The sequence below is a fragment of the Streptomyces chiangmaiensis genome (assembly GCF_036281785.1).
GTDB lineage: Bacteria > Actinomycetota > Actinomycetes > Streptomycetales > Streptomycetaceae > Streptomyces > Streptomyces chiangmaiensis.
In genome coordinates this window covers 1-13,260 of record NZ_JAYWVC010000213.1, presented here as the reverse complement: position 1 = coordinate 13,260, position 13,260 = coordinate 1, and the positions used below count along the sequence as shown (strand labels likewise).

Sequence of the window (13,260 nt, the reverse complement as noted above, 5' to 3'; positions counted from 1 at the left end):
TCGCGGTGTTGCCGGGATCGGCACTCTGGTCGCCCGAGCCGAGCGTCGCGCCGGTGGCCTGGAGCGCCGTGGTCACCGGCTGGAAGAAGGTCTCACCGCCGGAGGTGCAGTCGCCGCTGCCGCCCGAGGTCAGACCCACCGCGCTGCCGTCCTGGGTGAACAGGGAGCCGCCGCTGTCACCCGGCTCGGCGCAGACATCGGTCTGGATGAGGCCGGTCACCGTGCCCTCCGGGTAGTTCACGGTGGCGTCGAGGCCGGTGACGGTGCCGTCGTGCAGACCGGTGGTGCTGCCCATCCGGAAGACCTGCCGGCCCACCGCGGCGTCCGCGGCCTGGTTGATCCGGACCGTCTGCCCGTTGCCGACATCGACCTCGCTGGGCGCCTGGGTGCCGGGGTCGTCGTACTTCACGAGCGAGAAGTCGCCGTCGCCGGGGAAGGTGGCCTGGTCGACCGTGGCGATCGGCTCGCCGTTGGCGCTGTCCGACCACTGGGCGGCGGCGACACCGCAGTGTCCGGCGGTCAGGAAGGCGGGGCTGCCGTCGCTCGCGGTGACGTTGAAGCCGAGGGAGCAGCGGACGGTGCCGCCGTTCTCCTGGGCGAAGATGGCGCCGCCGCCCGACACGAACGTCTTGAACGTGCCTGCGGACCTCTTGATGGTGGCCACACCCGAGCCGAGGCCCTCCACCGTCGACTCCAGGGTGTTCCACCGCGCGCCGGTGACGGTGCTGTCGCCGGTGACCCGGATCTCGTTGGTCCTGGGGTCGACGGACCAGGCCGTGCCGGGGATGGTCGCCTTGGTCCTGAGCGTCCTGGCGGCGGCCTGGAGCGTGGCGGTGCTGTTCTGCACCTGGTTGGAGACGGCGCCCGCCTTCTTGACGGCGTCGACGACGTTGCTGTCGTTACCGACGACGTTGATGACGATCTGCTGCTTGTCCGCGTTGTAGTACGAGCCCGCGAAGGCATCACCCAGCTGCGAGGCCAGCTGTGCGGCGAGGCCCGATGCGTCCTTCGCCTTGAACGTCCGCGGCGCGGCGTTGTCCGACGGTTCCGTCTGGGACGCGTTGGCGTTGGGCAGCAGAAGGGCCGCAGCTCCGAGCGCCGCCACGCTGCCCGCAGCGATCGCGGCCCTGCGCTTGGGTATGCGTTTGTGACTCAACTCTCGACCTCCTGGGGACGGGGGTGCATAGCCGCCGTCCGGCAGCTGACTGGGGCGCCTGGATGCCAGTTGATACGCACGCGTCACATCAGGCGTTCAACCCTCCTGGCAACTGGCTGAGTTGGCGTATGCGAAAGCGTGCAATGGGTGGCGAACGCGACTGACGGAGCGCAGCGTCGGGAAGGAATCACGCATGACACCAGCCGAGGCCGACAAGCTCCTCTCCGACAACTTCGCCCCCTGGGTGCTCGAACTGGGCCTGACGGTCGTGGAGCTGGACGACCGGCGGGCCGTCCTGCGCCTGCCGTGGTCCACCCGGCTCGCCCGGGAGGGCGGGGGTATTTCGGGGCAGGCGCTGATGGCGGCGGCCGACACGGCGACCGTCATCGCCGTGTCGGCGGCGCGCGGCGGCTTCGTGCCGATGACCACGGTCCAGCAGTCCACCAGTTTCCAGCGCGCGGTCATGGACGCGGACGTCCTGGTCGAGGCGGTCCTCGGCAAGCTCGGCCGCCGCATGGCCTTCGCCGACATCACCATGACCGCGGAGGGTTCGAAGGAGATCGCGGCGCGGGCGAGCACGGTGTACGCGCTGCTCGGCTGAGTGCGCCGACAGTCATCGCCCCGGGCGCACTCCGAACACGGGGCGCCACCAGCCGATGACCGTGGGTTTCCGACGCTGGGCCGAATCCAAGTTTCAGGGAATCTGCACAGTCAATGCGCAAGCAAGTCACCGCGCACCAGGGATCTGCACACTCGCGCGCCGGGGGCCGCGCCATTGGAGCGGACTGTCCCATTCGGTCCCGGGACGACAAGGGACCTTCTTGCGGTGAAGCCGCGCAGCATGTGAAGAAGTCGCCGCCAAGACGTGCGCAAGCCTGCACGGATCGCCGACGCGGGCCCCCAATTGCCCTGGTGAGAGCGGTGGTTGAGTGGAATCGGCGTGCACCGGCGTGCTTTGATCCATTGCACCGCGGGGCCGCCGAAGAGCCCGGCTACGGGTGCCACGCCCCCGCGGACCCGCGGCCGTCCGTCTGTCCCCAGAGGTCGGCCGCTCTCCCCTTATGAGTACCCATATGAAGGGAAGTTCCCACATGAACTCCACCCCCCAGGTTGCGACCGCCGAGATCTCGGACGCCGAGCTCGACGCCGTGTCCGGTGGTCTGCAGCTGAACGCCGTTGGCACCGTCACCGGCCTGGTGGACAGCGTCGCCCCGGTTTCCGGCCTGCTCGGCACGGCTGTCGGCACCGTCGAGGGTGTCACGGGCCTGAACACCGCCCCGGTCACCGGCCTGGTCGCCGGCCTCTGATCGCACTTGTGTGCCGTGGAGTCCCGGAACCGTATCCCGGTTCCGGGACTCTCGGATGCCGTAAATCTCTCCGACAGGTGAGGGAAGTTCCGTGCAGTTCCGCCAACAGGCCCTCGCCAAGCTGCAGTCGCCCGAAGAGCTGGATCTCCCGGTGCGCTTCGCACGCCCCCAGGGCTGGCTCGTACTGAGCGTCACGGTGATCGCCATGGCCGCCGCGTCCGTGTGGGCGGTCACCGGTTCCGTGCCCTCCACGGTCAGCGCACCCGCCGTCCTCACACACGGTGAAGGCAGTTACATCCTCCAGAGCCCCGTGGCAGGGCAGGTCACCGCGGTCCTGGCCAAGGAGGGCGAGAGGCTCCCGGCCGACGCTCCGGTCCTCCAGGTACGCACGGGCCAGGGCGACACGCTGGTGCGCACGGTCGCCGCCGGCCGCATCACCGGACTTGCCGCCACCATCGGCCAGATCATCCAGACCGGAACCAACGTCGCCGCCGTGGAGAAGGTCGCGCACGCCTCCGATCCCCTGTACGCGACGGTGTATGTCCCCGCCGAGAACGCCGCCTCCATCCCCGCCGGCGCCTCCGTCGACCTCACCGTCCAGTCGGTGCCCGCCCAGTCGTACGGTGTGCTGCGTGGCCATGTGCGGTCCGTGGACCGCACGGCCCAGTCGGCGCAGCAGATCGCCGCGTTCCTCGGGGACAGCCAGCTGGGCGAGCAGTTCACCAAAAGGGGCCGACCGGTGGCCGTCCTTGTGCGCCTCGACCCGTCGAGGCGCACGAAGAGCGGCTACACGTGGTCCTCGGCGGACGGGCCGCCGTTCGCCCTCACCTCCATGACCCTGGCCACTGGTTCGATCCGCCTGGCCGATCAGCGTCCCGTCGATTGGCTCCTGCCGTGACCGCTCCCCAGGACACATTGCCCCCGGTACGGGGCAGACGCCGTGCCGCGCCGCCGAAGCGCACCGTGCCCAAGGGCCGCCAGAAGACCGTGCGCACGCCCACCGTGCTGCAGATGGAGGCCGTCGAGTGCGGCGCCGCCTCCTTGGCGATGGTGCTCGGTCACTACGGCCGGCACATCCCGCTCGAGGAGCTGCGCATCGCCTGCGGTGTCTCCCGCGACGGCTCGCGCGCCAGCAATCTGCTGAAGGCGGCGCGCGGTTACGGCCTGACGGCCAAGGGCATGCAGATGGACACGGCCGCGCTCGCCGAGGTCAAGGCGCCCGCGATCCTGTTCTGGGAGTTCAACCACTACGTCGTCTACGACGGCATGGGCCGGCGCTTCGGCCGCCGGGGCGTGTACATCAACGACCCCGGCAAGGGGCGCCGGTTCGTGCCGATGGAGGACTTCGACACGAGCTTCACCGGGGTCGTCCTGGTCATGGAGCCGGGTGAGGACTTCACCAAGGGCGGCCGCAGGCCCGGCATCCTGGGCGCCATGCCCGCACGGCTGCGCGGCACTTCGGGCACGATGCCGGCCGCGGTCCTGGCGAGCCTCCTCCTGGTGGCGGTCGGTGCCGCGCTGCCCGCGCTCAGCCGCACGTACATCGACATGTTCCTCATCGGCGGGCAGACCTCGCTGCTGGGCGTCCTCTTCACGTCGATGGCCGCGTGCGTGGTGCTCACCATCGTGCTGACCTGGCTGCAGCAGGCGAACCTGCTGCGCGGGCGGATCATCTCCTCGACGCTCTCCAGCGCCCGCTTCCTGCGGCATCTGCTGCGGCTGCCGGTGACGTTCTTCGCCCAGCGCAGCCCCGCCGACCTGGTGCAACGGCTCCAGTCGAACGACGCGGTCGCCGAGACCCTGGCCCGCGACCTCGCGGCGGCCGGTGTGGACGCCGTCGTCGTCGTGCTCTACGCGGTGCTGCTGTACACGTACGATCCCCAGCTGACGTTCGTCGGCATCGGTGTGGCGCTGCTCAACGTGGTGGCGATGCGGGTCGTCATACGGCTGCGCGCGACACGCACGGCGAAGCTGCGCGCGGACAGCGCCCGGCTCACCAACACCGCGTACACCGGTCTGCAGCTGATCGAGACGATGAAGGCGACGGGCGGTGAGGACGGATACTTCCGCAAGTGGGCCGGCCAGCACGCCACCACACTCGAGGAGCAGCAGCGGCTCGGCGTGCCCAGCGCCTGGCTGGGAGTGGTGGCGCCGACGCTCGCCACGCTGAACAGCGCGCTGATCCTGTGGATCGGCGGTCTGCGGGCGGTCGAAGGCCATATCTCGGTGGGCCTGCTGGTGGCCTTCCAGGCCCTGGTGACCCGGTTCACCGCGCCGATCACCCGCCTCAACGGGGTCGCGGGCCGCATCCAGGACTTCGCGGCGGACGTGGCGCGTCTGAAGGACGTGGAGAACTTCCAGGCCGATCCGCTCTACGGCCGCTCCGGCTCCGGGGAGTCGACCCGCCGGCTGCACGGCCATGTGGAGCTGGACGACATCACGTTCGGCTACAGCCCGCTGGACAAGCCGTTGCTGAGCGGCTTCAGCCTGACGGTCGGGCCGGGCCAGCAGGTGGCGCTGGTCGGCGGCTCGGGCAGCGGCAAGTCCACGGTGTCCCGGCTGATCTCCGGTCTGTACTCCCCGTGGGAGGGCGAGATCCGCATCGACGGGCAGCGCCTGGAGGACATCCCGCGCGGCGCGCTCGCCGCCTCGGTCTCCTTCGTCGACCAGGACGTCTTCCTCTTCGAGGGCACGGTCCGCGACAACGTGGCGCTGTGGGACCCGTCGATCCCGGACGACGCGGTGATCTCCGCGCTGCGGGACGCGGCCCTGTACGACGTCGTCATGCGGCGCCCGGGCGGCATCCACAGCCGGGTCGAGCAGGACGGGCGGAACTTCTCCGGCGGCCAGCGCCAACGACTGGAGATCGCACGGGCGTTGGTGCGCGACCCCAGCATCCTGGTGCTCGACGAGGTGACCAGCGCCCTGGACGCGGAGACCGAGCAGATCGTGATCGACAACCTGCGCAAGCGCGGCTGCGCCTGCGTGGTGATCGCGCACCGGCTGAGCACGGTGCGCGACAGCGACGAGATCGTCGTGCTCCAGCACGGCACGATCGTGGAACGCGGGCGGCACGACGCCCTGGTGGCGTCCGGCGGGGCCTACGCCGATCTGGTCAGGGAGCGGTGAGATGACGGCGGTTCACGAGGGCGACCTCGTCCTCAATGCCCTCGGCCAGATGGGAGCCCCGGTCGACTGCTCCGGGATGGGCCGTCTCGACCTGGAGGGCCCCCAGGTGCTCTGGCTGGTCGCCTCCGGCGCGCTCGACCTGTTCGCCGTGGACGCGGCGGTACAGGGCCACTGGCATCACCTCGGCCGTCTCGAGGCGGGCTCCTTGCTGCTGGGCCCGGTCCCGGGCCCGCAGCACACCCTGGTCGCCCGGCCCGTGCGCGACTGCCTGGTTCGCCGTATCCAACTGCGCGAGCTGTACCAGCCCGTCGACACCCAGACGTGGTCGTACGACGAGTACGGCAACCCCCAGTACGTGCCCCCGACGACGAGCCCGCTGGAGTACGCGCTGGCCCTGGGCGTCGGCCGGAGCCTGTCGATCCTCTTCCAGGCGCCGATGGCCACCGAACGGGCCGCCGACTTCACCGACGACGACGTGTTCTGGATGCAGGTCCCGCCCGGCAGCGTCCAGTACGGCTCCGTGTACGGGGCGGAGGCCGCGGCCGACCTGTTGATGGACCCCGCCGTCTGGCAGGGCATGGTCGACCAGCAGTACCGCCTCCTCGCCACCCTCGACCGGTGGATCGAGCAACTGGAGCGCACCCACGAGAGCCGTACGGCCGCGGGCATCAAGGCGGGCGAGGCGGTGCGCGCTCAGGCCGACCGGACACTGCTCGCCTCGATCGGCAAGTCGTCGGCGAAGAACACGACGGCGGCCGACGCCGACGCCACGTACGCGGCCTGCAGACTGGTGGCGCGCGCCGCCGGGATCACGCTCGCCGAGCCCGCGCAGAGCGGCACGGAGAGCGACCGGCTCGACCCCGTCGAGCGCATCGCGCTGGCCTCCCGTGTCCGCACCCGTCCGATCCGGCTCGACGGACGCTGGTGGCACGAGGACGTCGGTCCGCTGGTAAGTCACCGGGCCCTGTCCGGCGCGCCCGTCGCACTGCTGTGGCGGCGCGGCGGTTATGTCGCCGTCCAGCCGTCGTCCGGGCGCGAGACACCGATCGAGAAGGCGAACGCGGCGGAGTTCGAGCCGCGGGGCGTGATGTTCTACCGTCCGCTCCCCGAGCGGCGGCTGAACCCGCTCCGGCTGCTGCGCTTCAGCGTGTGGGGCACACGGGGCGATCTGTCGGCCCTCCTGCTCAGCGGTCTGGTCACCGTCGCCATCGGCGCGCTGGTGCCCATCGCCACCGGCAAGGTGCTCGGCGAGTTCGTGCCGCGGGCGCAGGAGGGGCTGATCGTCAAGGTCTGCCTCGCCCTGATGGTCACCGCCGTGGTGGCGGCGGCGTTCATGCTGCTGGAGAACCTGACCATTCTGCGCATGGAGGGCCGGATCGAGGCGACGCTGCAACCCGCGGTCTGGGACCGCCTGCTGCGGCTGCCGACGAAGTTCTTCACCGAGCGCTCCACCGGTGAGCTGGCCAGCGCGGCGATGGGCATCAGCGCCATCCGCCGGCTGCTCGCGGGGGTCGGTCCAGTGGTCGCCCAGTCGGTGACCGTGGGCGCCATGAACCTCGCGCTGCTGTTCTGGTACAGCGTGCCCATGGCCCTGGCCGCGATCGGCATGCTGGTCGTCATCACAGCCGTGTTCCTGGGGCTCGGGCTGTGGCAGGTGCGCTGGCAGCGGCGGCTGGTGCGGCTCACCAACAAGCTGAACAACCAGGCGTTCCAGACCCTGCGCGGCCTGCCGAAGCTCCGCGTCGCGGCGGCCGAGAACTACGCGTACGCCGCCTGGGCGCGGGAGTTCGCGCGCAGCCGCGAACTGCAGCAGAAGGTGGGCCGGATCAAGAACCTCACCACCGTGATGGGCGCCGTCTATCTGCCGTTGTGCTCGCTGCTGCTGTTCATGCTGCTCGCCGGCCCGGCCAAGGGAGCTCTGTCGGCCGCCGGCTTCCTCACCTTCACCACCTCGGTGACCATGTTGCTGACCTCGGTCACCCAGCTGACCGGCGCATTCGTCTCGGTGGTGGCTGCCCTGCCGTTGTTCGAGGAGATCAAACCGGTGCTCGACGCCACACCGGAAGTGCGCACGGCGAGCACACGCCCCGGGCTGCTGTCGGGCGCTGTCGAGGCGCGCAGGCTCTCGTTCCGGTACTCCGACGACGGCCCGCTCGTCCTCGACGACGTCTCCTTCTCGGTGAGGCCGGGTGAGTTCGTCGCGATCGTGGGCCCGAGCGGCTGCGGCAAGTCCACGCTGCTGCGCCTGTTGATCGGCTTCGACAAGCCGGTCTCGGGCAGCGTGCTGTACGACGGGCAGGACCTCGCGGCGCTGGACCAGTCGGCGGTGCGTCGCCAGTGCGGAGTGGTGCTCCAGCACGCGCAGCCGTTCACCGGTTCGATCCTGGACGTGATCTGCGGCACCGAGCCCTACACGCCGGAGGAGGCGATGGCGGCCGCGGAGATGGCGGGCCTCGCCGAGGACATCAAGCGGATGCCGATGGGGCTGCACACCATCGTCCAGGGCAACGGCGCGATCTCCGGCGGCCAGCGCCAGCGACTGATGATCGCGCAGGCACTGATCCGCCGGCCCCGCATCCTGTTCTTCGACGAGGCGACGAGCGCGTTGGACAACGAGACCCAGCGCAAGGTCATCGAGTCCACCCGCGCTCTGAACGCCACCCGCATCGTGATCGCCCACCGTCTGTCCACGGTGCTGGACGCGGACCGGGTCATCGTGATGGAGGACGGCAGGGTCGCCCAGCAGGGCCCGCCGGCGCAGCTGCTCGCGGACACGTCGGGGCGGCTGCATGAACTGGTGCGCCGTCAGATGGCGTGAGCCGTCAGGCGTCGACGCCCGGGATGGGCGCGCCCGAGGGGATCCCCGCCTCGACATAGCCCTCGTAGAACTCCTTCCATGGGCTGCTGACTCCGGCGTGCGGGCCCTCGAAGCGCTCCCCGCGCGCCATGGCGTCCAGGGCGGAGAGGCACACCTCCCAGCCGGCGCCGTTGCGGGCGGCCGTGTTCCGCCGGCCCAGCACGTTGGTGAGGGTGAAGCGGGTGCGCTTGTCCTCGACCGCCTCCAGGTCGAAGCGCAGTTCGTCGCCGCCCCACTCGAAGGAAAGGTGCCGGGGCGCGTCCACCGCCACCACCGTGCCCGTCGACTCGGGCATGTTCGGGTCCCCGCTGAAGGCGACGGCGCCGCCGGGGCGCAGATCGAACTCGGCGCGGGAGGGGAACCACTGGGCGAGTTCGTCGGGGTCGGTGACGAACCGCCAGACACGGTCGATGGGGTGGTCGTAGACACGGCTGAAGCGGACGGCGGGGCGGCCGTCGTCGAGGGTGACGTAGGTGCCGGTGAGTTCGGCGGCCATGGCGGATCAGTCCTTCGCTGAGGGGTCGTCGTTGTCGTCCGACGTCTCGTCGAGGCGCCGCCCCAGCTCGTCCAGGCTGCTGTTCCAGAGCGTGCGGTAGGGGGCGAGCCAGGCGTCGAGCGCGGCGATCGGGGCCGGGTCGAGCGCATACACCCGGCGCTGCGCGTCCTGTCGAACGCGCACCAGGCCCGCGTCGCGCAGCACCTTGAGGTGCTTGGACGTGCTCGGCTGGCTCAGACCGCACGCCTCGACGATCTCACCGACGGGCCGCGGCCGCTCCAGGAGCAGAGCGACGATGGCCCGTCGGTGGGGGTCGGTGAGTGCGTTCCACAAGGAGGCATCGGACACGGTCGTCAATATGCCCTCACGGTTATATTCCTGTCAAGGAATACTCAAGCGCACCGCTGATGTCTGGTGACCGGCGGGCCTGTTCGCCGTGGGTGCGGTCCTCGCGTTCCTGCTCTACCGCCGTGGCACGCGGCAGCCCGGGTCCGAGAATGCCCTGGTCGTCCACATGTGATCAGTCCGCAGAGGCCGAGGGGCCGCCGTCCGCAGGAAGACGGCAGCCCCTCTCGCTGTTCCGGTGACGGGCGACAGCGGCGGCGAGGCGTGCCTGCTGGGCGATCTCGCCCCCTGGAACGGCGGGCCGGTACACGACGAGTGCGTCGCGCCGCTTCTCCAGCCGCAGCGCATCGGTGGCCGGCTGGACCTCGCCGTCGTAGGCGAACGTGTCCGCGCCCCTGAGATCGTCCACCTGCACCCAGGACACGCGCTCGGCCCGGTACGACAGCGCGTGGGCCGGCGCATTGGACACCCTCTGCAGGGTGATGCCGCAAACCGGGATTGCCGCGGCCGAGATGCTGCCGTGCACGGCCACCGGCGGCAGGAGCCGCCGCCTTTTCCACTCGTCTTTCCCTACGGACGCGCCGCAGCACCGCGCTGCCGTTCATGGACGCCGTTCGAGGCATCCTCGTCGTACCGAATACGCAAAGGACACGTCCTGCGCGTTCGGCTTTCGGCTGCTTTGTCAGGCCGGAATTCTCGCTCACCTCCGCGCAGACCCTCTGGGCATGCGTCGCCGATGGAAATACGGAAACCAAGAGAAAGTGGAGACAGGTGAACAACCGCCCAAGCGTCGCACCCATATCCGATCTGCTCGAAGAGCGGATATATCTTCCTCACCTCGCCTACGATTTCTTCGGCTGCGCCGGGGACGGGAAGATCCGGACACCGGAACTTCCGGTCAGCGGAGCACCGGGCGTGACCCGAAGTCGTGCCACGTTGCCGACTCCGAGTGCCGACGTCACCCTCGCCGAGGAGAGCTTGAACGGTCGGGCCGGACCGGTGGTGAGGTGCGGCCGCGACGTCCCTGCGGCGATCAGCCTGAATACGCAGGGCCGCCGGATCACCCACGCCTGGCTCATCCTCAACCCGGACAAACTGCACGGGTGGAACACATCGTGACGGATATCACGGTTCAGCACGTCACATTCGAGCCTGCTGCGCCGTCTTATCCCTAGGGAAGGGACTGACCGACCGCCGGCGATGCAAGCAATGAACTTCTTCGCCATAGTCTCGCCTCATGGCGATCATAGATAACCCCTATCATCGCCTTCGAATATGCGTCTTGGACGTTACCGTTCCGTCGTTCGTAGCATTCCAGACATGGCACTCACCGTCCGCTCGAAACCGCGGCACGCGGGAGGTCGGACCGCATGGGACAGGTCCATAGGGAAAAAGACCGTGATGGCCGCGCCCGGCTGCATCCTGCTCGGATTCCTTGTGCTGCACACCTCTACGGGAACCTCAAGATTTTCTTCGGGCGGCAGGGCTTCGATCGCCACGCCGAGCGCGCCCCGGCCGGACAGGGCCACCGCGGCGCCCGGTTCCGCCACCAGGGTTCATGGCACAGCCGGCCTGTTCGTATGGGGAGGTTTTCATGAATTGGCGCGATGACGCGGCTTGCCGTGGGGAAGATCCTGAGTTGTTCTTCCCCATCAGCAGCAGCGGCCTGGGATCGGCACAGATCGACGCTGCGAAGGCCGTGTGCCTGCGCTGCTCCGTCAGGGCGCAATGCCTGGACTGGGCCCTGGGCAGCCGTGTGGAAGGGATCTGGGGCGGGACCACGGAGAGAGAGCGACGTGCGATGCTCCGGCGCGACGCCGAGCACCTCCCGGCGACGAGGGAAGCCGCGGCCTGACCTGGTCCCTGCGGCATGCCCACTCCGTCGCCGCCAGGGCACGGTGGAAGCAGGACCTTCACACAGACCCGGCGCCGCCGCACACGTGTCTCATCGTCCATAGGATTCATGCTCATGCGGGGCATGAATGCGGGGCGGCCCAGCCCCGACTCGAACCCGACACTGCACGACCAGCCCGCAGAATTGTCCCGCGGATATGTCATGAAATTGGACCACACTCCGGTGCAGCCGACTGCATAGCCTTGCGGTCATGAACACCAGCGAAACAGCCGGGAACCTGGAACGCCTTCCGGAGCAGGCACCGCGTCCGGACTGGGCGCGACTCGGCCCCGGAGGCCTTCGAGGCCGTGATCCGTCTGGGCACGGCGGCGGGCCAGGGCCCCCCAGCCCGCCGGGCTGGACCTGGTCAAGATCCACGCGTCGCGGATGGGCCGCATTGACGCGCCGGCCGGTCCCGAGCCACGACGCACTCGACGACCGGCCACCGCCTCTGCGGCAACAGGCGTAGGGGCGACCGGCGAACCGCGTGGTGCGGCTGCTGCCTCCTGAGTCCGGCGGTCCGGGCGGAAGCGGCGTCCGAACGACCGGGCATGTCCGACGACCCGAGGCCGGCGTCGCAATCGCGGATGAGACGCGGTGCAAGGGCTCCGGCCCGTCGTGACCGCGGTGCTCGATCCCTCCCCGACCGGACCTACCGGCACACACCACATGGCCGAGCACTGGGGAACCGTACCGAGGGGGACACAGAAGGAATGAACCGTGGGCAGTTCCACACAAACGGCAAGGACCGAAGCGCAGAAGACCGTCGCCGAGCCGGGCGCGGCGATGGCTCTGCTCTACGCGGAGGGAAGGGTGGTCGGATGGTCGCAATCCGCCCAGCGGCTCGTCGGGTACTCGGCAGCCGAGGTGGTCGGGCAGTCCGCCGGCATCCTCCTGACGACTGCTGACGCCCGGGCGAAGGCTTCGGTGGTTGGGGAGCAGAGCGGTCTCCGGGGGCGCTGGTCCGACGTCGCGCAGGTCCGTCACCGCGACGGTCGCAGGATCGACGTGCGCCTGTGCGCTCAGTCGCTGGCCGGCCGGGACGGCCGAGCCCAATGGCTCGTCTCGGCGACCGACGAAGCCCTGATCCCCTCCTCGAGCGCGAAGGGGACGACCACGTCGGAGCGGCCCTCGGCTGCACCTCCTCCTCCGCGCCGCCCGCCGATCGGCGTCGAGATACGCGACACCCGGCTGCGTTGCATCTGGGTGAACGACATCCAGGGCACGGAGGCCGAATCGCTCGAGGCAGTGACACACCAGCTGCTGGACAGCGGCGACCTGCTGATCAACGCGGACCATCAGGGTTTCCTGGGGGCGAGTGCGCACCACGAGCCCACCTCGACAGCCTCCTTCCTCCGCCTCGACGACGCACAGGGCCGTGCGCTGGGCGTGTGCACCGCCGATGCGGGCGTCACCGGCAACGGCCGTGCGCACGAGTGTCGGGCGATCCTGGACGAGGCCGGCAAGCGCATCGGAACCTCCCTAAACATCATGCGGACCGGGCAGGAACTGGCGGACATCGCCGTGCCGTTCCTCACGGACTACACCACCGTCGACCTGGCGGACCCGGTCCTGCTGGGCGAAGAGCCGTGGACCCTTCTCGGCCCGGACAGGCGACGTGACCCCGTCTTCCGCCGTGCGGGCCTGGCCTCGATCCACCCGGGAGCGCCGGAGTCCCTGTTCGCCCGGGGAGAGCCGGTTCCGGCCCCGCCGATGTCGTGCTACACCGCCGCCATGTCCGGCGGATCGCGCCTGTACCCGGTGGTGGACACCACGTCCGCCGCATGGCTGGACCGGGACCCCATGCGCGCCAAGAGGATGCGTGAGACCGGGATGCACTCCTTGATGATCGTGCCGATCCATGCGCGGGGTGCACTACTGGGCGTGGCGGCGTTCACGCGTACGCAGGACCCCAGGCCGTTCGATGCGGACGATCTGCTCCTGGCCGAGGAACTCGTCGGCCGGGCCGCGCTGTCCCTGGACAACGCCCGCCAGTACGCGCGGGAACGCTCCGCGGCCCTGGCCCTGCAGCGCCACCTGCTGCCCCACGACGCGACGGGCGGGCCGGCCGCGGAG

At 69.9% G+C, this 13,260-nt stretch carries 12 protein-coding genes; 8 read left to right on the top strand and 4 right to left on the bottom strand.

Going from position 1 to position 13,260, the window contains the following annotated elements:
• Positions 1-1,156 (bottom strand): S1 family peptidase (locus VXC91_RS36265; protein WP_329511606.1); only part of this gene is annotated, 1,156 nt, incomplete at its 3' end.
• Positions 1,157-1,349: 193 nt separating this feature from the next.
• Between VXC91_RS36265 and VXC91_RS36260 the strand changes: the two genes are divergently transcribed.
• The 5 genes from VXC91_RS36260 (at position 1,350) to VXC91_RS36240 (ending at position 8,410) form a co-directional block, all read left to right on the top strand.
• Positions 1,350-1,757, top strand: coding sequence for a PaaI family thioesterase (locus VXC91_RS36260; RefSeq protein ID WP_329511605.1), 408 nt, complete (start codon positions 1,350-1,352; stop codon positions 1,755-1,757).
• Between the two features lie 490 nt (positions 1,758-2,247).
• On the top strand, positions 2,248-2,463 hold the full coding sequence (locus VXC91_RS36255; protein ID WP_329511604.1) for a type A2 lantipeptide: 216 nt from the start codon (positions 2,248-2,250) through the stop codon (positions 2,461-2,463).
• A 91-nt stretch (positions 2,464-2,554) separates the two neighbouring features.
• Positions 2,555-3,361 carry an HlyD family efflux transporter periplasmic adaptor subunit gene (locus VXC91_RS36250; RefSeq protein ID WP_329511603.1) on the top strand — a complete coding sequence of 269 codons (807 nt, stop codon included), beginning with the start codon at positions 2,555-2,557 and terminating at the stop codon, positions 3,359-3,361.
• Positions 3,358-5,592, top strand: coding sequence for an NHLP family bacteriocin export ABC transporter peptidase/permease/ATPase subunit (locus tag VXC91_RS36245; RefSeq protein ID WP_329511602.1), 2,235 nt, complete (start codon positions 3,358-3,360; stop codon positions 5,590-5,592). Before VXC91_RS36250 ends, VXC91_RS36245 begins: the two co-directional genes overlap by 4 nt.
• A 1-nt stretch (position 5,593) precedes the next feature.
• Positions 5,594-8,410, top strand: coding sequence for an NHLP bacteriocin export ABC transporter permease/ATPase subunit (locus VXC91_RS36240; protein WP_329511601.1), 2,817 nt, complete (start codon positions 5,594-5,596; stop codon positions 8,408-8,410).
• 4 nt (positions 8,411-8,414) lie between these two features.
• On the opposite strand, the gene VXC91_RS36235 is transcribed toward VXC91_RS36240, so the two are convergent.
• From VXC91_RS36235 to VXC91_RS36225, 3 genes are all read right to left on the bottom strand, one after another.
• Positions 8,415-8,945: an SRPBCC family protein gene (locus tag VXC91_RS36235; protein ID WP_329511600.1), complete on the bottom strand. Its 531-nt coding sequence runs from the start codon at positions 8,943-8,945 to the stop codon at positions 8,415-8,417.
• A gap of 6 nt (positions 8,946-8,951) precedes the next feature.
• Complete coding sequence (locus VXC91_RS36230; protein WP_329511599.1) at positions 8,952-9,293, bottom strand: ArsR/SmtB family transcription factor; 342 nt, start codon at positions 9,291-9,293, stop codon at positions 8,952-8,954.
• 172 nt (positions 9,294-9,465) lie between these two features.
• Positions 9,466-9,759, bottom strand: a complete 294-nt coding sequence (locus tag VXC91_RS36225) for a hypothetical protein (RefSeq protein ID WP_329511598.1) — start codon at positions 9,757-9,759, stop codon at positions 9,466-9,468.
• Between the two features lie 134 nt (positions 9,760-9,893).
• On the opposite strand from VXC91_RS36225, the gene VXC91_RS36220 reads away from it, so the two are divergent.
• The 3 genes from VXC91_RS36220 to VXC91_RS36210 all read left to right on the top strand — a co-directional run.
• Complete coding sequence (locus VXC91_RS36220; RefSeq protein WP_329511597.1) at positions 9,894-10,409, top strand: hypothetical protein; 516 nt, start codon at positions 9,894-9,896, stop codon at positions 10,407-10,409.
• A gap of 439 nt (positions 10,410-10,848) precedes the next feature.
• Positions 10,849-11,145: a WhiB family transcriptional regulator gene (locus VXC91_RS36215; RefSeq protein WP_408057559.1), complete on the top strand. Its 297-nt coding sequence runs from the start codon at positions 10,849-10,851 to the stop codon at positions 11,143-11,145.
• 759 nt (positions 11,146-11,904) lie between these two features.
• The coding region (locus tag VXC91_RS36210; protein WP_329511595.1) for a GAF domain-containing protein at positions 11,905-13,260 on the top strand (1,356 nt) is incomplete at its 3' end.